Below are 20,032 nucleotides of genomic sequence, written 5' to 3'. Positions count from 1 at the left end.
AGGAAACTATGAGTAATCCGAATCAACAACAAGAGCAAATTAATATTGAGTTAGATGAAAAAATCGCTGAAGGAATTTATTCTAATTTAGCAATTATCAATCATTCTTCTTCAGAATTTGTTTTAGATTTTGTAAGCATTATGCCAGGTATTCCTAAAGCCAAGGTAAAGTCAAGAATTGTCTTGACACCACAACATGCTAAACGATTGTTAAGAGCAATTGGTGAAAATATTCATCGTTTTGAAACCGCTCATGGCGAAATCAAAGAAACTGAACAAGCACCAATACCGCTTAACTTCGGTCCAGCAGGACAAGCATAAATTTTAAAAGCCCCATTACTGGGGCTTTTTTTATGGAAAAAAGAGTAGTAAAAATCAAAAAAAATAGAGATTAAATCTGGAAACTTTTAGCTTTAAAATAGGATTTGTACATGAGGGTTTTGGTAAATATCATTAATTATTAATTGACTACTGACAAAGGGTTGTCACCGTCCAAGTTTACATTTGTGTCATATTAATCTTTAAAAAATAAAAAAAATGACAAACGTAACTGGTGCAAGTTTTAATCCAATCGAGTTTCCAAGTCCCATTGTAATCTCTATCAATGGAATAGAACTCGAAGTGTTTGAGGCAGGTCAACAAAATTCTAATAAACCTATCGTGCTTTGTCACGGTTTTCCGGAGCATGCCTTTTCTTGGCGTTATCAGATTCCCGAACTTGTCAAAGCTGGCTATCATGTCATTGTTCCTAATCAGAGAGGTTATGGAAAATCATCTCGTCCAATCGAAGTAACAGAGTATGACATTGAACATTTAACAGGTGATCTGGTCGCTCTACTCGATTACTACGGATATAAAGACGCTGTTTTTATTGGTCATGATTGGGGTGCAAATGTTGTTTGGAATCTTGCATTGTTGCATCCAGAACGAGTAAATAAAGTGATAAACTTGGCCTTGCCTTATCAAGAGCGTGGAGAGAAACCTTGGATAGAGTTAATGGAAGAAGTATTTGGAGGAGACTTCTATTTTGTTCACTTTAATCGACAGCCAAGAGTAGCAGACGCTATAATGGATGAAAACACATCTCAGTTCCTTCGCAATATGTTCCGTAAGAACGTACCTCCTGCACCGCATGAACCAGGAATGTGGATGATTAATCTTGCAAGAGCAAAAAAAGTACTCGGTGAACCCATAATGAATGAAGGTGAACTGGCTGTTTTAATCTCTGCCTTCGAATTTTCAAAGTTTACAGGAAGTATAAATTGGTATAGAAACCTTGACCGAAACTGGCACTTATTAGCAGATGTAAATCCAATCATTCAACAACCGGCTCTTATGATATATGGTAATCATGATATGATCCCTAAGTTTGAAAGATTAGCGGAGTTCGTGCCTAATGTAGAAGTGGTTAGTTTAGATTGTGGTCATTGGATTCATCAAGAACTCCCAGAAGAAACTAATCAAGCGATTTTAAAATGGTTAGAACAACATAATAGCTAAACAAGAAATAGAGTGATATTGTCTTGACACCACAACATGCTAAACGATTGTTAAGAGCAATTGGTGAAAATATTTATCGCTTTGAAACCGCTCATGGCGAAATCAAAGAAACTGAACAAGCACCAATACCGCTTAACTTCGGTCCAGCAGGACAAGCATAATTTAAATAAAAAAGCTCCAGAAATGGAGCTTTTTTTATATAAGAGAATTTGTGATTTATATTTTAATCAAAAAAGGCTTCTTGAATTTATTCTAATAAGTACTTTATCCGATTTTAATTCGCTTTATCGATTAAATTTCGCCTAGAATGCACATTTTTTTAACTTGCAAGTTCCTAAAATTGAATACTCGAGGTTATTTTATTAATTCAGATTCAAAAAAAGCGCTACTTTTAAAAGTAGCGCTTTTTTTATATAACGTTGAATCAGATAATTATTCAAATTCAGAAGTGAAAAATAATTTTACACTTGGATATTTATTTTGAGTCATTTGTATTGTAAAGTCAGAATCTGCTAAAAATACTAATTGACCGTATTTGTCTTTTGCTAAGAATTTTTGCTTGATACGTTTGAACTCTTTGAATTCATCATTTTTAGCATCATCAGGTTTTACCCAACAAGCTTTGTGAACGGGGAAGTTTTCATACGTACATTTTGCACCATATTCATGTTCTAAACGGTATTGGATTACCTCATATTGTAGTGCTCCAACAGTTCCAATTACCTTACGGTTATTCATTTCAAGAGTAAATAATTGTGCAACACCTTCATCCATTAATTGGTCAACACCTTTGTCTAATTGCTTAGCTTTCATTGGGTCGGCATTATTAATGTATCTAAAATGTTCTGGAGAGAAACTCGGAATTCCTTTGAAACTCATTATTTCACCCTCAGTTAAGGTATCACCAATTTTAAAATTTCCAGTATCATGTAAACCAACAATGTCACCAGGATATGAAATGTCTACAATTTCTTTCTTCTCTGCAAAGAATGCATTCGGACTAGAAAATTTCAAGTTCTTTTTCTGGCGAACGTGGTAATACGGTTTGTTTCTTTCAAAAGTACCCGAAACAATTTTTATAAATGCTAAACGGTCCCTGTGTTTAGGATCCATATTGGCATGTATTTTAAATACAAAACCAGTCATTTTTTCTTCAGTTGGATCAACTAAACGAGTTTCAGAATCTTTTGGTCTTGGTGAAGGAGCGATAGTAACAAAACAATCTAGCAATTCACGTACTCCAAAGTTATTTAAAGCGGAACCAAAAAATACTGGTTGTAATTTTCCGTCTAAATAATCCTGACGATCAAATTTAGGATAAACTTCATCAATTAATTCTAATTCTTCACGTAGTTTATCAGCAGGTTTTTGACCAATAATTTTTTCTAATTCAGGGTTTTGAACATCAGAGAAAGCTATAGTTTCTTCAATGTTTTTACGGCTATCTCCACTGAATAAGTTGATATTTTGCTCCCATAAGTTATAGATTCCCTGAAAATCATATCCCATACCAATAGGGAAACTTAATGGAGTTACAGTTAAGCCTAATTTTTGTTCAACTTCATCCATCAAATCAAATGCATCTTTACCTTCACGATCTAATTTGTTTATAAAAACAATTATCGGAATTTTACGCATTCTACATACTGCAACTAATTTTTCGGTTTGTTCCTCAACCCCTTTTGCAACGTCTATTACCACGATTACACTATCTACAGCGGTTAAAGTTCTAAAAGTATCTTCTGCAAAATCCTTGTGTCCAGGTGTATCAAGGATGTTGATTTTTTTATCTTTATAATTAAAGGCTAATACAGATGTAGAAACCGAAATTCCTCTCTGACGCTCGATTTCCATGAAATCACTCGTAGCTCCTTTTTTTATTTTATTGTTTTTTACAGCACCTGCTTCTTGGATAGCACCCCCAAATAACAATAGTTTTTCGGTTAATGTTGTTTTTCCAGCATCGGGATGCGAAATAATTCCAAATGTTCTTCTACGTTGTATTTCTTTTAAAAAGCTCATATTTAATATCAATAGTTTGCAAAAGTACTATTAATTACGGCTTAATAAAAATATTAGCTTCTTATTTAAGTCCGTTTAGTTTATAAAATTTGTTGCTATTATTTGATTGTTTGAATAAAAAAGAGGCTGATTTAAATAATCAGCCTCAAAATTAAATATTTTTTTTAGGTAATAATTAATTATTAATCGACCAAACAGTGTATCCTTTTGGAGGACATTGAATTTTTACCCATTGATCAGCTTGAGTTGTAGGAAGCCAACTAGAACTTCCTGTAAAGTCTTTTATCTGAGTGTTTGCCCAGTTTGTTTGTATCCATCTTTCTTGCCATGATGACGAATTATTGATGTATACCACTAATCCAGGGTTTCCGTTATATCCGTTTCTGCGGGCGATATATTCGTCATTATCAGCGTATAAAATTGAAGTTGTTCCAGTCGCTTTATTGTTGTGAATCCAGATAAGGTTATTTAGTTTGTTTTTATCAAGCCATTCTTCATAATCTCTATAAAAAATAGTTGGATATCCTTCGTGAGTTAAAATATAAGAATAGGCTAGTAATTTATTAGAAATTTCATCAGTATCATGATTAGACACAAATGTAACGGCTTTGTATGGGTTTCTTTTCCACATCATGTCGTCGTTTAATAAAGCAAGATTATTTCCGTCAAAAGCATCATTCATTTTATAATAACACGCAAAATCGAATACAGAGCTATTGGCATTATTTGCCCAATCATTTAATACGTTCACGTTCGAATCCCATAATTCCCCAACCGAAAAGCCGCCTACATTAGCATTCCAGGAGTTTACAACCCAAGCACCAAATCCTTTTACATAATCAAATCTCCAGCCATCAAATTTCATGGTATTTTTATAATACTTACCAACTCCATCAGATCTTAGCCATAACCAATCCTGCACATGAGGATTTGCGTGGCATAAATCTGGGAAACCGCCAAAAGCGCCTTCGTCATTATTACCGTAACTGTTTTTATAAAAATCATTATAATTACGGGTGAATTTTCCTGAAGCAACTCCGCTAAAGTTGGTCCAGGTATTAGTTCCTGTAAACGGATTCGCTTCTGATTGCCCGCCACTATTATGATTAATTACAATATCGGCATATACTTGCATATTTTCAGCATGTACTTTGCTGATTAAGCTCACAAGTTCTGTTTTTGATCCAAATCTGGTTTCTGTAGAACCATTTTGATTATAATCTCCAAAATCAAAATAATCTGTAGGATCATAACCCATAGAAAAAGCACCATTTTGCGCTTTTGATGCAGGAGGTAACCAAATAGAGCCAATTCCGGCATTAGACCAATCGGTAATTTTGGTATTTAATGTATTCCACCAGTTACCGCCAGCAGGAACATCCCAATAAAATGCTTGCATCATTACGCCTCCGCCAGGATTGGCAACATATTTTCCTGTAGTAGGAGTTCCTGTGCTAAATGGGCGCCCATCATGCTTTGTCACATTTATTACTTTGAACTGAGAATTTGCTGCTGCAATTTCAGATTCTGTATTTTCATTAGAGCTACAGGAGTAAAAAAATGCTGTTAAAGCAGTAATTAAATAAAGTTTTACAATTTGTTTTTTCATAATTAAATGATTTTTAGGTTAATTAAGGATTTGGGTAACCAAATTGTGATTAATTAAATAATTAGCCAATTAATTGTTTAATTACTGTTTTTAAATGCTAAATTTTAATAATCACATATCGAATGTATGTAAAACTTGCTTACCTAATTATTTTGAGATTTTATTTAATAAGCGAAAACGTTGTAGTGTTGAAAACTTTTGTTTATTTGCTTAAAAATGAATTGTTTGTGATGGTGTTTTTTGATTTTTTTAAGATGAAATTCGTTCAAATAAAGACAAGGTTGGTTTTCTAAATAGTTTCAAATATTAGATGTGATTAATCGTTGGGGATGTGATTTTTTTTAGTTGCATATAATTTTTTGTTAATAGTAATAAGTATACTTGTATTATGTGATTGAATTGTTATTTTTGTTCGTTATAAGTTAATTAAGCAATGTTTGTTAGATTTGTAAAGATTTTTATTTTCTGAACATTTAAAATATATATTGAAATATTCGGTTTACTATATTTGTAAGCTAATAATGCTAAATAATAAAGCTACTTTACATCAAATTAAATTTTTAAATAATGCTATTAAAAAAATTACGAATAAAAACTATCAATTGTCAATTTGTATTTACAATAAGTTTTTTGCTTCTTTTCAATTCGCTAACCAGAGCGCAAGAAATTATTAAGGATACGGTTATAGCAAAGCCAGTTGTAGTTAAAAGTAATCAGAAACAAAAAATTGATGGTATTATCGCTACTGTAGGTGATTACATTATTTTAGATTCAGATATCGATAAAGGATATTTAGAGATTAGTAGTCAGGGAGGATCTATAAAAGATGTTTCAAGATGCCAGATGCTAGGAAAACTTCTAGAAGATAAGCTATACGCACATCAAGCTGTTCAGGATAGTATTATTGTAAGTGATGCCGAGGTAAAAGGGATGATGGATGAACGATTGAATTATATGGTTCAGCAAATTGGAGATATAAACAAGGTAGTTCAATATTATAAAAAGAATTCTATTGAAGAATTCAAAACTTATTTTGCTGATATCTTAAAAGAGCAAAAGTTAGCATCAGAAATGCAAAAAAAGATTATCGATGGAGTTGAAATAACTCCGGAAGAAGTTCGTAATTTTTTCAAAAAAATTCCTGAAAATGAATTGCCAACATTCGGAGCTGAGATGGAAGTAGCGCAGATTGTTGTAAATCCTAAAATTTCGGATGCAGAAAAGAAAAAAGTAATCGATCGTTTAAATGGTATTAAGAAAGATGTAGAAGACGGTGCTAGTTTTGCAACCAAAGCAGTTTTGTACTCACAAGATCCAGGTTCGAGTTCTAATGGAGGATATTATAAGATGACCAGAAAGACAGCTTTCGTAAAAGAATTTAAAGATGTAGCTTTTAGTCTTCAAGAAGGAGAAATTTCTGCTCCTTTTGAAACCATTTTTGGATTCCATATTATAAAAGTAGATAAAATTAAAGGGCAAGAAGTAGAGTTACGTCATATCATAATAGCGCCAGTAGTTTCTGAAGAAGCTTTAAAAGAAGCAAAAGAAAGAATTACAGGAATTAGAGAGAAAATAATAGAAAAGAAAGTAACTTTTGCAGAAGCAGCCAGAGCAGATTCTGACGAAAAAGAGACACGTGCAAATGGTGGAGCTTTAATTAATCCAAATACGCAAGATACTCGTTTTGAATTAACAAAAATGGATCCAACATTATATGCTCAGGTTTCTAATTTAAAAGACAATGAAGTTTCGCAACCAGTTTTAGATACTGATCCACAAGGGAGAAAGAGTTATAAATTAATTACTGTAACAAAAAGAATCGAAGCGCATACTGCTGATTACGGTAAGGATTATATCAAGATTAAAGATTTAGCTTTAAAAGAAAAACAAATTAAAGCTATTGCAAAATGGTTTGATGAAAAAATAAAAGAAACTTATATTAAGATTCTTGGTGAGTACAGAGATTGTACTTTTACAAATAATTGGTTGAAAAAATAATTTTTATATAATAAATAAAAAGAGTTAGTTTTATGTGTTCATAGAACTAACTCTTTTTAATTTAAAATACATTCATAGATGTCTGATGTAACAGCAATTCATAACCTAGTTCAAAAACGTAATGAATTAAAAGCCGAAATCGCAAAAATTATTGTAGGTCAGGATGCAGTTGTAGATCAAATTTTGATTTGCATTTTTTCTGGCGGACACGCTCTTTTAATAGGTGTGCCAGGATTGGCAAAAACATTATTGATAAATACACTTTCACGGGCTTTAGGGCTTGATTTTAAGAGAATTCAATTTACTCCGGATTTAATGCCATCTGATATTTTGGGAAGCGAAATCTTAGATGAAAACAGACGGTTTAAATTTATAAAAGGACCGGTTTTTTCTAATATCATTTTGGCAGATGAGATTAATAGAACACCACCAAAAACACAGGCAGCTTTGCTAGAGGCAATGCAAGAGCGTTCGGTGACAATTGCTGGTGAAAACCATAAATTAGACTTGCCTTACTTTGTGTTAGCTACACAAAACCCTATTGAGCAAGAAGGAACTTATCCTTTGCCAGAAGCGCAATTGGATCGTTTTATGTTTGCCATAAAATTAGAATATCCAAGTTTTGAAGAAGAAGTACAAGTTGTTAAACGTACAACTTCAGACAATACAAGTACGATCAACCCTTTGTTTACGGCTCAGGAAATTATAGATTTTCAGCATTTAATTCGCCGAATTCCTGTTGCTGATAATGTAATAGAGTATGCGGTAACTTTGGTTAGTAAAACACGACCAGATAATAGCCTGACGAATGAGTTTGTTAAAAATTATTTAGATTGGGGAGCAGGGCCAAGAGCTTCACAAAATTTAATTTTAGCTGCTAAAGCTCATGCAGCATTCAATGGTAAATTTTCGCCAGATATTGAAGATGTAAAAGCTGTAGCAACGGGTATTTTAAGACATCGAATCATTAAAAATTATAAAGCCGATGCCGAAGGAATTACAGAAGAAATTATAATTCAGAAGCTACTATAACGATATAAAAAAGCTTATTTAGAAAGGTTCTTTGCTTAAAACATAGCAAAGAACCTTTTTCTTTATAACAGAGAATTTCGACTTTGTCAAAGAAAGGATTTTATATTATTAATAATTTAATATTTTGACGTTAAAATGCAATTTTGCTAATTTTGCGCAATGTAAATCGTTATTTTTTAATAATAACTTTTGAAAAGGCGACTTCTGTTATATTTTTTTTAATTCTCGGCTTTAATTTTTAAATTTGCGTACAAAAAAATAAGATACCTAGAAAAGACTTCAATTATGAATATTTATAACGATTACATTAAAGAGATTGCAGAACGAAAAGACCAAGGACTTCATCCGAAGCCAATTGATGGTGCTGAGTTGTTAAGCGTGATTATTGCACAGATTAAAGATCTGGATAACGAGTATCGAGAAGAATCGATTAAACACTTTATTTATAACACTATACCAGGAACTACAAGCGCTGCGGGTGTAAAAGCTAAGTTTTTAAAAGAGATTATTCTTGGAGAATCTGCTGTAAAAGAAATAACACCAGTTTTTGCATTTGAGTTATTATCACATATGAAGGGTGGACCTTCTATTGAGGTATTGTTAGATTTAGCTTTGGGTGATGATGCTGCTATTGCAAAAGAAGCAGGAAATGTACTTAAGACACAAGTTTACCTTTATGAGGCAGACACAGATCGTTTAAAAGAAGCGTTTAAAAAAGGTAACCCAATTGCTATAGATATTATTAAAAGCTATGCGCAGGCAGAGTTTTTTACAAAATTACCAGAAGTAGTTGAAGAAATTAAAGTAGTTACTTTTATTGCTGGTGAAGGTGACATTTCTACAGATTTGTTATCTCCAGGTAATCAGGCTCACTCACGTTCAGACCGTGAACTTCATGGTCAATGTATGATTACGCCTAAAGCACAAGAAGAAATTAAGGCGTTACAAGCACAACATCCAGACAAAAGTGTGATGTTGATTGCAGAGAAAGGTACAATGGGAGTTGGTTCATCAAGAATGTCAGGTGTAAACAACGTGGCACTTTGGACAGGAAAACAAGCAAGCCCATATATTCCATTCGTTAATATCGCTCCAATTGTAGGAGGAACAAATGGTATTTCTCCAATTTTCCTAACAACAGTTGATGTTACTGGTGGTATTGGTTTAGATCTTAAAAACTGGGTTAAAAAGCTTGATGCAGATGGTAATATTATTCGTAATGAGAATAATGAGCCAATTCTGGAAGAAGCATACTCTGTAGCTACAGGAACTGTGCTTACAATAAACACAAAGACGAAAAAATTATATAATGGAGACAAAGAGCTAATTGATATTTCTAAGGCTTTTACTCCTCAAAAAATGGAATTTATCAAAGCTGGAGGATCATATGCAATTGTATTTGGTAAAAAGCTTCAGACATTGGCAGTGAAAATTCTAGAAATTGAAGCTCCTCTTGTATTTGCTCCATCAAAAGAGATCTCTCTTGAAGGACAAGGACTTACAGCGGTAGAGAAAATTTTTAACAAAAACGCTGTTGGTATAGCTCCAGGTAAAGTATTACATGCTGGTTCAGATGTTCGTGTAGAAGTTAATATCGTAGGTTCTCAAGATACGACAGGTCTTATGACTGCTCAGGAATTAGAGTCTATGGCTGCTACAGTAATTTCGCCAATCGTTGATGGTGCATACCAATCTGGTTGTCACACAGCTTCAGTATGGGATAAAAAAGCTCAGGCAAATATTCCAAAATTGATGAAATTTATGAACGATTTCGGTTTAATCACAGCACGTGACCCGAAAGGAGTTTATCATGCAATGACAGATGTAATTCATAAAGTTCTTAATGATATTACAATAGATGAGTGGGCTATCATTATTGGTGGTGACTCTCATACAAGAATGTCTAAAGGTGTAGCATTTGGTGCTGACTCAGGAACAGTTGCTCTTGCACTTGCTACAGGTGAGGCTTCAATGCCAATTCCTGAATCTGTTAAGGTAACGTTTAAAGGTGAGATGAAAGACTATATGGACTTCCGTGATGTAGTTCATTCAACACAAGCTCAAATGCTTAAGAAATTTGGTGGTGAAAATGTTTTCCAGGGGAGAATTATCGAGGTTCATCTTGGAACTCTTACTGCTGACCAGGCATTTACATTTACAGACTGGACTGCAGAGATGAAAGCAAAAGCTTCTATCTGTATTTCTGAAGATGATACCTTAATCGAATCATTGGAGATTGCAAAAAGCAGAATCCAGATCATGATCGACAAAGGAATGGATAATGAAAAACAAGTTCTTCAGGGATTAATTAACAAAGCAGATAAGAGAATTACAGAGATTAAATCAGCAGAGAAACCAGCGTTAACTCCAGATGCAAATGCTAAATATTATGCAGAAGTTGTTGTAGATCTTGATCAGATTATCGAGCCAATGATTGCTGATCCAGACGTAAATAACGCAGATGTTTCTAAGAGATATACTCACGATACAATCCGACCATTATCTTTTTACGGAGGAGATAAAAAAGTAGATTTAGGATTTATCGGTTCTTGTATGGTTCACAAAGGAGATATGAAGATTCTAGCTCAAATGCTTAAAAATATAGAACAACAATACGGTAAGGTTGAGTTTAAGGCTCCGCTAGTAGTAGCGCCACCTACTTATAATATCGTAGATGAACTTAAGGCTGAAGGAGATTGGGAAGTTTTACAAAAATACTCTGGTTTCGAATTTAACGATAGCGCTCCTAAAGGTGCTGCACGTACAGAATACGAGAACATGTTGTATTTAGAGCGTCCAGGATGTAACCTTTGTATGGGTAACCAGGAAAAAGCAGCAAAAGGAGATACTGTAATGGCAACTTCTACGCGTCTTTTCCAAGGAAGAGTTGTAGAAGATACAGAAGGTAAAAAAGGAGAGTCATTACTTTCTTCTACGCCAGTTGTAGTCTTGTCTACAATTCTTGGTAGAACACCTACATTAGATGAATATATAGCAGCAGTAGATGGTATTAGCCTAACTAGGTTTGCACCTTCTCATAAACTGTTAGTAATGTAATCGTACGATTAGTTATAATCATTATATATAAAAAGCCTGAGTTGATAAACTCAGGCTTTTTCTTTTCTGGCTCTTCTATTTTTTGTAACTTGTGATGTTCAAAAAACAAAAACAAACAAAAACAATTATACTTATGGCTTTTGATATTGAAATGATTAAAAAAGTGTATGAGAACATGCCAGGTCGTGTTGATAAAGCACGCGAGATTGTTGGTCGTCCACTTACTTTAACGGAGAAAATTTTGTACAATCACCTTTGGGATGGAAATCCAACTAAGGCGTTTGGCAGAGGAGTCGATTATGTTGATTTTGCACCCGATCGTGTAGCATGTCAGGATGCAACTGCACAAATGGCATTATTGCAATTTATGCACGCAGGTAAGGCTAAAGTGGCTGTGCCTACAACAGTTCATTGCGATCACTTAATTCAAGCTAAAGTAGATGCTGTAACCGATTTGGCTAGAGCAAAAACTCAAAGTAATGAAGTTTTCGACTTCTTGTCGTCAGTTTCTAATAAATACGGAATTGGTTTCTGGAAACCAGGAGCAGGTATTATTCACCAAGTAGTACTAGAAAATTATGCTTTCCCAGGAGGAATGATGATTGGTACAGATTCACATACTGTAAATGCAGGAGGTTTAGGAATGGTAGCTATTGGTGTTGGTGGAGCCGATGCAGTAGATGTTATGTCAGGAATGGCATGGGAATTAAAATTCCCTAAATTAATTGGAGTAAAATTAACTGGTAAATTATCAGGATGGACTGCTCCTAAAGATGTTATCCTTAAAGTTGCTGGTATTCTTACTGTAAAAGGTGGAACAGGAGCAATTGTAGAATATTTTGGAGAAGGTGCAACTTCTATGTCATGTACAGGTAAAGGTACTATTTGTAATATGGGTGCAGAGATTGGAGCGACAACTTCAACTTTTGGATATGATGATTCTATGAGTCGTTACCTGCGTTCTACAAACAGAGCCGATGTTGCAGATGCTGCAGATAAAATAGCTCCTTACTTAACTGGAGATCCAGAAGTTTACGCTAACCCGGAACAATATTTTGACCAGGTTATCGAAATTAACTTAACAGAATTAGAACCGCACTTAAACGGACCTTTTACGCCAGATTTAGCTACTCCAATTTCTAAAATGAAAGAAGCAGCAATCAAAAATAACTGGCCATTACAAATTCAGGTTGGTTTAATTGGTTCATGTACCAACTCATCTTACGAAGATATTGCGCGTGCAGCATCTTTGGCAAGACAAGTTTCTGCCAAAAAATTAAAAACAAAATCACAGTTTACAATTACTCCAGGTTCAGAGGTAGTTCGTTATACAATCGAGCGTGATGGTTTTATCGATACATTCCATAAAATTGGAGCAACAGTTTTTGCTAACGCTTGCGGGCCATGTATTGGTATGTGGGATAGAGAAGGAGCAGAGAAAGAAGAAAGAAATACAATCGTTCACTCTTTTAACCGTAACTTTTCTAAACGTGCTGATGGTAACCCAAATACACTAGCTTTCGTAGGTTCGCCAGAATTAGTAACAGCTATGGCTATCGCAGGAGATTTAAGTTTCAATCCATTAACAGATACTTTAATCAATGAAGATGGAGAAGAAGTAATGTTAGATGAACCTACAGGAGACGAATTGCCTCCAAAAGGATTTGATGTTAAAGATCCAGGATTCCAAGTTCCGGCAGAAGACGGTTCAGGAGTTCAGGTAGCTGTAAGCCCAACATCAGAGCGTTTACAATTATTAGCTCCGTTTGATGCTTGGGATGGTAAGAACATTACAGGTGCAAAATTATTAATCAAAGCATTTGGAAAATGTACGACAGATCACATCTCTATGGCAGGACCATGGTTACGTTTCCGTGGACATTTAGATAATATTTCTAATAATATGTTGATTGGTGCAGTAAATGCATATAACCAAAAAACAAATTCAGTTAAAAATCAATTAACAGGAACGTATGATGCAGTTCCTGCAGTTGCACGTGCGTACAAAGCAGCTGGAGTTCCATCTATTGTTGTGGGGGATCATAACTATGGCGAAGGATCTTCTCGTGAGCACGCAGCAATGGAGCCACGTTTCTTAGGAGTTAAAGCGGTATTGGTGAAATCTTTTGCTCGTATCCACGAAACAAACCTTAAAAAACAAGGGCTTTTAGGATTAACATTTGCTAACGAAGCAGATTATGATAAAATCCAAGAAGATGATACAATCAATTTCCTTGATTTAGTAGAATTTGCTCCAGGAAAACCATTAACGCTAGAATTCGTTCACGCAGATGGAACTAAAGACATAATCTTAGCAAATCATACTTATAATGCAGGACAGATTGGCTGGTTTGTAGCTGGTTCAGCATTAAACTTAATTGCTGCTGGAAAAGCATAATTAAAGTTTTAAATCATATTAAAAACTCTCAAGGCAACTTGGGAGTTTTTTTATTTGAAGCTATTTCCAGCTATCCGCTATATCTTTTCTTTTTTGAAGGAAAAAAGAAAAGGATGCCGCTTTTATCTGGGCTAGGAAATCTATTTAAAAAAGAAATTTAGTATAAAGATTTTACCTGTTAAGTATTATAATTTCGCAGATAATAACTCTGATATTAAAAACTAACCCTGTGTTTTTGCTAGAGTCGTTTCTTGAGATAAGTTTTTAATCTTATTCGGATTTGTTAATTTAAATTCATCTAAATCTATGCTAAAAATTTTTGCAGAAGGTATTTTAGAATAACTATTGTCAATACGTCCGCCCAAAATGTATAATTTATTATCGTTATAATACATAGCTGAATACTTCAGAGGGAGGTTGATTTCGTATTCTTTTAATACTTTTAATTTAAAATTGTAAGTGTACATTTTTTCATCCTCAAAAAAATAAATAATATCGTCATTGTAAGCAATAGCAGGTCTTTCTAATCCCGAAAATAGTTCACCCTCAGTTAGCCATTTTTCTGTTACTAAATCAAAGGTTTCTATTTTAGATATTGGTTTTCCGTTGTTTCCGCCAATAAGATAAATTTTATCGTCTATCAGTATTCCAGTAGTTTCTTCTGCCATTGGCATGCTCGTAAGTTCATACCAATATCCGGAAGTAATATTATACAAATGCACTTTATCTGTAAAATCTTTTACACCACTTTCAGTTGCTTTTATAGAACCTCCCATTACAATAATATTATCTTTATAAGTAAAAGAAGCAAAGTCAGCAGCCTGATGTGGATTTGTTTTGTCGACTTTAACAGTGAGTTTTTCAATATCTAAAACTTCAATTTGATCTTGTAAATATTCCCAACTACTGTTTTTATTTACAAACATTTTTTTCCCTCCCAAAATATAAATCAAATTGTTATAGAGATGAATGTTATGATACGCCCTAACCTGTAGTTTTAAATCTGGAAATTCCCAAGAGTTGGTTTTGATATTGTAAATAGAAAGATACTTTTTATAATGTCGTTTTGTTGTTGTTATTCCTTCATTAAAAAAATCCTGAAAGGTAGGGTCGGCTATTTTTGCCCGCACTTTGGCCATATGATCGATTTCAGGATAAGCGTCACCTCCACTAATATAAATTTTATCGTCTTTTAAAAAAGATCCAAATGAAAAAACAGGATGTTTTAAATTAGTTATTTCTGTAAAAGCAAGTTTTGTTTTCAGTTTAGTATTGGCAACAATTGTAACGCCTGATAAATTTTGTGCCTCTTCTTCAAGAAAAACTTTGTAGTTATTTTTTGCCAGATAGCTTAAGGAAACATTTTTAGTGATGTAACCAATGTGAGAAAATTGTAATGTCTCATCCTCTTTAAATTCAGGAAAAACTTTTAAATAAAATTCACCATTTTCATCAGTTATAGTTCCAACTTTACTAGACAATGCAAATACATTGGTGTTTTCAACCGGAAGATTGTCTTTCTGAGAAATTACATTACCTTTTATATTTTGAGCAATTAATAATGTAGGAAAAAATACAAAAATCAGAATTAGCTTTTTCAAGGGTGTTTTTTTTGTCAGTTATTCTTTGTTTAAAAGTAGTATTATTTTTTTAAGAAAAATAATTGAATTAATATAGAATGATTATTTTTTATGCGGAATTTGTTAATTTGAATATAAAGAGTTGTTAAAAAATAGCGATTTTTAGTTTAATAAGTTAAATTAGCTTTTTAAGTAATTGGATTGTTGTTTTTTGATTTTTTTTAAATGAATTAAATGTAATCTGCGAATGTAATTTGAATAAGAATGAAAAGTTTTGGACTGATATTAGCGTTGTTTTTTTTTAGTTTTAATGTTTTTTCACAGGAAAAATATATTAAGCATAAAATTTCTAAAGGGGAGAATGTTAGTGTTATAGCCAAAAAATATCATGTAAAAGTTAAGGAGATTCTTGATTTAAATCCTAATGCTGGTAAATTATTAAAACTAAATTCAATTTTACTAATTCCAAGTTCAGAGAAAAATGTTGCCAATAAAGATAAAGCAACAAAAACGAAGACCAAAGAAAAAGAAGTAATTGCAAGTAATAAAAGCAATTCAAACAATTCGAATACTACAGCAAGTAATCAAGAAACTACTACTCATGAAATCCTAGCAAAAGAAACATTGTACGGAATTTCAAAACAATACCAGCTTACAGTCGAGGAATTAAAAAAAGCCAATCCAAAATTAGAAAGTGAAGGACTTAGAATAGGACAGCAAATTATAATTCCGGGTAATGCTAAACCAATTATAAAAGAAACTGCAATAGCTGCGACTACGATTGTTGCAACTCCTGAGCCAGAGATAATCGAAAAACCTGTAGAAACCGAAATTGTTCGTGAAGTTTTGCCTAAAGAAACTAAATATGCAATTGCTAAAGAATACGGACTTACGGTTAAAGAATTAGAAAGACAAAACCCATTTATAAAAGGAAAATTACCAGTAGGTTACGTCCTTAAAATAAATCCTTCAAAATCATATGTAAAGAAAGAAGGAGTACAAGAGGGAGTAGATGCTGCAACAGCAGTAGCGACAACAGTAATTAAAGATACAGCAACGACAAATAATGTAAAGTTTACCCATGACTCAGATTTGTTAAATCAATTGGTATTAAACGCTACAGAGAACGTAGGAGTTCGGTATCGTTCAGGAGGAACTTCGAGAGCAGGTTTTGATTGTTCAGGATTAATGGTAACTACATTTGGAAGTTTTGATATTAAGTTACCTAGAAGTTCTATTGAACAATCTCGTATCGGAGTTAAAATAGCATCGGAAGATGCGCAAAAAGGAGATTTGATTTTCTTTAAAACTAATGGAAGACGTCAGATAAACCATGTGGGAATGGTGGTTGAGGTATTAGATGGGGAAATTAAATTTGTTCACTCATCTGTACATGGTGGTGTAATTGTTTCTTCAACAAAAGAAGCATACTACGGAAGAAACTTCACTCAAGTTAATCGTGTTTTAGAATAAATTTCTTTAATTCTAAAAACGTAATATAAGTTTAAGCTTTTAGACTTACTCAGTTAAATAATTTTTACTTCTTTATTTTTTCTAAATTTTCTTTTACTCGAAAATTTACAATCTTCGTTATTAAATCCAAAGGCATAGGTTTGTCTAATGGAAACTGAATAGAGCCCTTTCCTGATTTATAAACAGAAAGTTCTTCTTGAAAAGCTTCGTTTCCCGAAGGCAACGCATAAAAGCCAATATGGTTTTTGAAAGCTGCAAAATGCACTAAGTTACCATTAAGCGTAAAAGTAGGGATGGTGTAACTTATTTTCTCTTCGGCATTTGGAGCAGCCTTTTTAATTGTTTGGCGCACTTGTTCTAATACTGCCTGAATGGCTACAGGAAAACCAGCAATATATTCATCAATGGTTTTAGGTTTTGAAGTTATCATAGCTTTTAATTTTATAAAACCAAAACCGCAATTTTGTCAAATTGCGGCAGTTTTAATAGAGTTTATCAAAGTTGTTATTTAGAGATTTCTTCCAATACTTTCTTTGCATTTTCATTTTTTGGGTCAAACTGTAATGATTTTTTATAGTTTACAATAGCAAGTTTTTTATCTCCATCTTTTAAATAAGCCTCGCCTAAACTATCATATGCATTTCCTGATTTAGGAAAGGTGTCAACATTTATTTTAAAAACGGCTATGGATTCTTTTGTTTTTCCTGATTGTAGTAATTGATAACCAACATCGTTTATTTCACTTTCCTTAATAGCGTATTCATCAGATTTTTTGAACTCTTCAAGTTTCTTCAATCCAGTTTCTAATCCTTGAGATTTAATAATACCAAATAGAGTATAAGCGGTAGATCTTTTGGCAATATCATATGGCATATCGTATAAAATTGCTCGTATCGCTTCAGACATTTGATTAAGACCTGTTCCCCCAGTATTGTTTAATAATACAATTAAATCGTTGGATGATGGAATACGGGAGATTAGAGTATTGAAACCATTTATTCCACCACCATGTTCAATAATTTGTACTTTCTTATCTGTTTTGTCAATGTTCGCTTCTTCAATAAACCACCCGTATCCATAATAGGATGTTGCAGAGAACCTTGTATTTATGTATTTGTTAAATAATAATTCTTTGTATTTAGCCGATAATAATTTTTCAGTATAAAGAGCCTGATCCCATAAGTATAAATCCTCTACGGTAGAATATAGAGATCCTGCAGCATAAGGAAGAGACATATCAATGTAACTCGAATTTACATAGTCAGAACTGCCTTTCTCTTTTCTTTCGTATCCAGTGGCTCTATTAGCTAAAATCACATCGTGATGGTCATAGCCGGAATCATTCATGTTAAGCGGGGTAAAAATCTTTTCTTGTAAACACTGCTCATATGTTTTTCCTGTAACTTTCTCTATGATATAACCCAATAGAAAATAACCAGAGTTACTATAGGAAAATTTTTCTCCTGGCTTGAATTGAAGAGGCAAATCAGCAAATGTTTTTACAAAAGCTTCTGGTGTATAGGGATTACGACTAATATCAGAGAAAAAATTAGGGAATGAAGTATAATTAGGTATTCCAGATGTATGAGTGAGTAATTGATGAATGGTAATTTTATCACCATTGGTTTTGGAATAATCAGGAAGATAGGTAGAAATTGGAACATCTAATTTAAGTTTTCCTTGCTCTGCCAATTGAAGAATTAATAATGCTGTGAATTGTTTGGTAATAGAGCCTAATCTAAACTTTGTGTTGGGTTCATTAGGGATTTTCCATTCCATATTGGCTAGTCCAAAGCCTTTTTTATAGATAACCTTTCCGTTTTCAGTTACAAGAGCAGTTCCGTTAAACTGGTTGTATTTAGAATATAAGCTTAGCAATTCATTAATTTTATCGGCCTTGGAAGTTTGGCCAATACATACATTAACTAAAATTAATTGAAAAGCAAGACTAAAAATGAGCACTTTTAATAAAGAGCTATTTGATTTTTTTTTCATGATGGTTGATGATTTTTGGTTATTATATTTTAAGCGTTCATTAATAATAGACGACTAAAATTTAATAAAGTTACTAAAAATCATCACTTTGTTTAGTATAATGCTATAATTGTTGAAGTAGTTGTAACTCGAAGTGATAAGTTGTGACTAATCATATATGCTATGATTTTTGTAGATTTAAGAATAGAAGTTTTATTAGTATCTATAGCTATGCTATGATTATAATATGGCTCATATTTTTTTTGCTCAGTAATCGAGAATAAACCAACTGTAGGAGTTTGTACAGAGCTTGCTAAATGCATGATTCCAGAATCAGCACCAATGAAAGCTTCAGTATTTGCTATTAACGCGCCAATTTCACGTATATCTTTACTGTAAAAATGTGTGGCTTTAAAGCCAATTTGCGAGACATTTTCAATAGGTAAAATTTCAATAATATTATGATTAGGATATTGAGTTTTTAGCCTTTTATAAAACTTCCCCCACCATGATTCTGAATAACATTTGTCGCCAGTTGCATAAGTATAAATGCAAATCGTTTTTTTATCGTTATTGACTAATTTGTCTAGTATTTTTTTTCCTTCAATGATTTCAGAATTACTCAATTTAAGATTTAATGCAGCAATTGATTTGTTATTGGGAGTAAAGCCTAGTTCGCTTAAATAACTTCTGAAATTGTATACAGGATATTTTGCGATATGTTCGTAATCAAGATATTTTGATTGAATATCTTCGACTGTAGAATCTCCGAAGAATTTGAATTTTGAATTTGAAAATTTAACCGAAAGTCTTCCAGATGAAGAATTTTTATCAACATTAATTGCAATATCATATTGTTGTTTTCTAAGCGATATCCATACCTTAATATATTGAAGTAAGTTCTTAAAAGGTTTTTTAGGTAGCTCAATAATCTTATCGACATTGTCGTAGTTTTCGAATAATATAGGCGCTAGATTGCCTTTTACAAATAAGTCTATTTTGCATCCCGGAAACGTAGTAATGACTTCTTCTAATAAAGGTGTAATTAATAATAAGTTCCCTAATCGGGCATTTGGACGTGAGATTAAAACTCTTTTAATCTCAGGTTTAATGGTTAAATGTTTTTTATTCGCATTTGTAGAGTGGCCAATATTTTTAGTTAAGCTATGCATTAGCTTTCGTCTTACTACGTTTATGTTTTTTAAGATTTTCATAGTGTAAATATTATTTATTAAACTTACTTCAGTTAAAAAAGAATAAATGGCAACTCAAAAAAACAGAAAGAATTAAAAGCAAATTGTTAAAACTCATTATGAGTCTTGTTGTAATGATAACTAAATGAGATTGTTATGTTTGTTGCTTTAAGTAAAGTTAGCAAAATCATTTATAA

General features: G+C 32.9%; 13 protein-coding genes and 1 pseudogene. 8 read left to right on the top strand and 6 right to left on the bottom strand.

The annotated features are described in order from the left end of the window. The first annotated feature begins 8 nt into the window (after positions 1-8). From AC3IPI_RS00180 to AC3IPI_RS00170, 3 genes and pseudogenes are all read left to right on the top strand, one after another. Entirely contained in the window at positions 9-320 is a 312-nt protein-coding gene (locus AC3IPI_RS00180) for a DUF3467 domain-containing protein (RefSeq protein ID WP_039117576.1), read from the top strand. A 216-nt stretch (positions 321-536) separates the two neighbouring features. Beyond that, positions 537-1,499 (top strand): alpha/beta fold hydrolase, encoded by a 963-nt coding sequence (locus AC3IPI_RS00175; protein WP_489156358.1) that lies wholly within the window; start codon positions 537-539, stop codon positions 1,497-1,499. Positions 1,500-1,510: 11 nt separating this feature from the next. Further along, positions 1,511-1,660 (top strand): annotated as a pseudogene (locus AC3IPI_RS00170) (DUF3467 domain-containing protein); the annotation flags it as partial. Between the two features lie 271 nt (positions 1,661-1,931). Here the strand turns inward: AC3IPI_RS00170 and AC3IPI_RS00165 are convergent. Together AC3IPI_RS00165 and AC3IPI_RS00160 are read right to left on the bottom strand one after the other, a co-directional pair. Beyond that, positions 1,932-3,521 carry a peptide chain release factor 3 gene (locus AC3IPI_RS00165; RefSeq protein WP_039111367.1) on the bottom strand — a complete coding sequence of 530 codons (1,590 nt, stop codon included), beginning with the start codon at positions 3,519-3,521 and terminating at the stop codon, positions 1,932-1,934. A gap of 175 nt (positions 3,522-3,696) precedes the next feature. Continuing rightward, positions 3,697-5,130 (bottom strand): alpha-amylase, encoded by a 1,434-nt coding sequence (locus AC3IPI_RS00160; RefSeq protein WP_039120389.1) that lies wholly within the window; start codon positions 5,128-5,130, stop codon positions 3,697-3,699. Positions 5,131-5,697: 567 nt separating this feature from the next. Between AC3IPI_RS00160 and AC3IPI_RS00155 the strand changes: the two genes are divergently transcribed. The 4 genes from AC3IPI_RS00155 (at position 5,698) to AC3IPI_RS00140 (ending at position 13,615) form a co-directional block, all read left to right on the top strand. Then, on the top strand, positions 5,698-7,128 hold the full coding sequence (locus AC3IPI_RS00155; RefSeq protein ID WP_489156355.1) for a peptidylprolyl isomerase: 1,431 nt from the start codon (positions 5,698-5,700) through the stop codon (positions 7,126-7,128). 78 nt (positions 7,129-7,206) lie between these two features. Next, on the top strand, positions 7,207-8,160 hold the full coding sequence (locus tag AC3IPI_RS00150; protein WP_489156353.1) for an AAA family ATPase: 954 nt from the start codon (positions 7,207-7,209) through the stop codon (positions 8,158-8,160). A 285-nt stretch (positions 8,161-8,445) separates the two neighbouring features. Next, positions 8,446-11,217, top strand: coding sequence for a bifunctional aconitate hydratase 2/2-methylisocitrate dehydratase (locus tag AC3IPI_RS00145; RefSeq protein WP_489156351.1), 2,772 nt, complete (start codon positions 8,446-8,448; stop codon positions 11,215-11,217). A gap of 133 nt (positions 11,218-11,350) precedes the next feature. After that, positions 11,351-13,615, top strand: a complete 2,265-nt coding sequence (locus AC3IPI_RS00140; protein ID WP_039111585.1) for an aconitate hydratase — start codon at positions 11,351-11,353, stop codon at positions 13,613-13,615. A 221-nt stretch (positions 13,616-13,836) separates the two neighbouring features. Here the strand turns inward: AC3IPI_RS00140 and AC3IPI_RS00135 are convergent, their stop codons facing one another. Beyond that, on the bottom strand, positions 13,837-15,216 hold the full coding sequence (locus AC3IPI_RS00135) for a Kelch repeat-containing protein (protein WP_489156349.1): 1,380 nt from the start codon (positions 15,214-15,216) through the stop codon (positions 13,837-13,839). A 243-nt stretch (positions 15,217-15,459) separates the two neighbouring features. Between AC3IPI_RS00135 and AC3IPI_RS00130 the strand changes: the two genes are divergently transcribed. Continuing rightward, a complete protein-coding gene (locus AC3IPI_RS00130; RefSeq protein ID WP_489156347.1) occupies positions 15,460-16,668 on the top strand; it encodes a C40 family peptidase in 1,209 nt (402 codons plus the stop codon). A gap of 64 nt (positions 16,669-16,732) precedes the next feature. On the opposite strand, the gene AC3IPI_RS00125 is transcribed toward AC3IPI_RS00130, so the two are convergent. The 3 genes from AC3IPI_RS00125 to AC3IPI_RS00115 form a co-directional block, all read right to left on the bottom strand. Next, positions 16,733-17,098, bottom strand: a complete 366-nt coding sequence (locus AC3IPI_RS00125) for an iron chaperone (protein WP_489156345.1) — start codon at positions 17,096-17,098, stop codon at positions 16,733-16,735. Between the two features lie 74 nt (positions 17,099-17,172). Further along, complete coding sequence (locus tag AC3IPI_RS00120; RefSeq protein ID WP_489156343.1) at positions 17,173-18,663, bottom strand: serine hydrolase; 1,491 nt, start codon at positions 18,661-18,663, stop codon at positions 17,173-17,175. Between the two features lie 92 nt (positions 18,664-18,755). Next, the gene (locus AC3IPI_RS00115) at positions 18,756-19,856 is read right to left on the bottom strand and encodes a glycosyltransferase family 9 protein (RefSeq protein ID WP_489156341.1); all 1,101 of its coding nucleotides are present in this window, start codon (positions 19,854-19,856) and stop codon (positions 18,756-18,758) included. Between the last annotated feature and the right edge of the window lie 176 nt (positions 19,857-20,032).

The organism is Flavobacterium sp. GL_143, from assembly GCF_057834355.1.
The sequence above is the reverse complement of the archived record's forward strand: the minus strand, read 5'-3'. Positions and strand labels throughout refer to the sequence as shown.

Excerpts from the sequence above, each read along its gene's own strand:
- AC3IPI_RS00180 (WP_039117576.1), top strand. The coding sequence starts at position 9 with ATGAGTAATCCGAATCAACAACAAGAGCAAATTAATATTGAGTTAGAT.
- AC3IPI_RS00175 (WP_489156358.1), top strand. The coding sequence starts at position 537 with ATGACAAACGTAACTGGTGCAAGTTTTAATCCAATCGAGTTTCCAAGT.
- AC3IPI_RS00165 (WP_039111367.1), bottom strand. The coding sequence starts at position 3,521 with ATGAGCTTTTTAAAAGAAATACAACGTAGAAGAACATTTGGAATTATT.
- AC3IPI_RS00160 (WP_039120389.1), bottom strand. The coding sequence starts at position 5,130 with ATGAAAAAACAAATTGTAAAACTTTATTTAATTACTGCTTTAACAGCA.
- AC3IPI_RS00155 (WP_489156355.1), top strand. The coding sequence starts at position 5,698 with ATGCTATTAAAAAAATTACGAATAAAAACTATCAATTGTCAATTTGTA.
- AC3IPI_RS00150 (WP_489156353.1), top strand. The coding sequence starts at position 7,207 with ATGTCTGATGTAACAGCAATTCATAACCTAGTTCAAAAACGTAATGAA.
- AC3IPI_RS00145 (WP_489156351.1), top strand. The coding sequence starts at position 8,446 with ATGAATATTTATAACGATTACATTAAAGAGATTGCAGAACGAAAAGAC.
- AC3IPI_RS00140 (WP_039111585.1), top strand. The coding sequence starts at position 11,351 with ATGGCTTTTGATATTGAAATGATTAAAAAAGTGTATGAGAACATGCCA.
- AC3IPI_RS00130 (WP_489156347.1), top strand. The coding sequence starts at position 15,460 with ATGAAAAGTTTTGGACTGATATTAGCGTTGTTTTTTTTTAGTTTTAAT.
- AC3IPI_RS00125 (WP_489156345.1), bottom strand. The coding sequence starts at position 17,098 with ATGATAACTTCAAAACCTAAAACCATTGATGAATATATTGCTGGTTTT.
- AC3IPI_RS00120 (WP_489156343.1), bottom strand. The coding sequence starts at position 18,663 with ATGAAAAAAAAATCAAATAGCTCTTTATTAAAAGTGCTCATTTTTAGT.
- AC3IPI_RS00115 (WP_489156341.1), bottom strand. The coding sequence starts at position 19,856 with ATGAAAATCTTAAAAAACATAAACGTAGTAAGACGAAAGCTAATGCAT.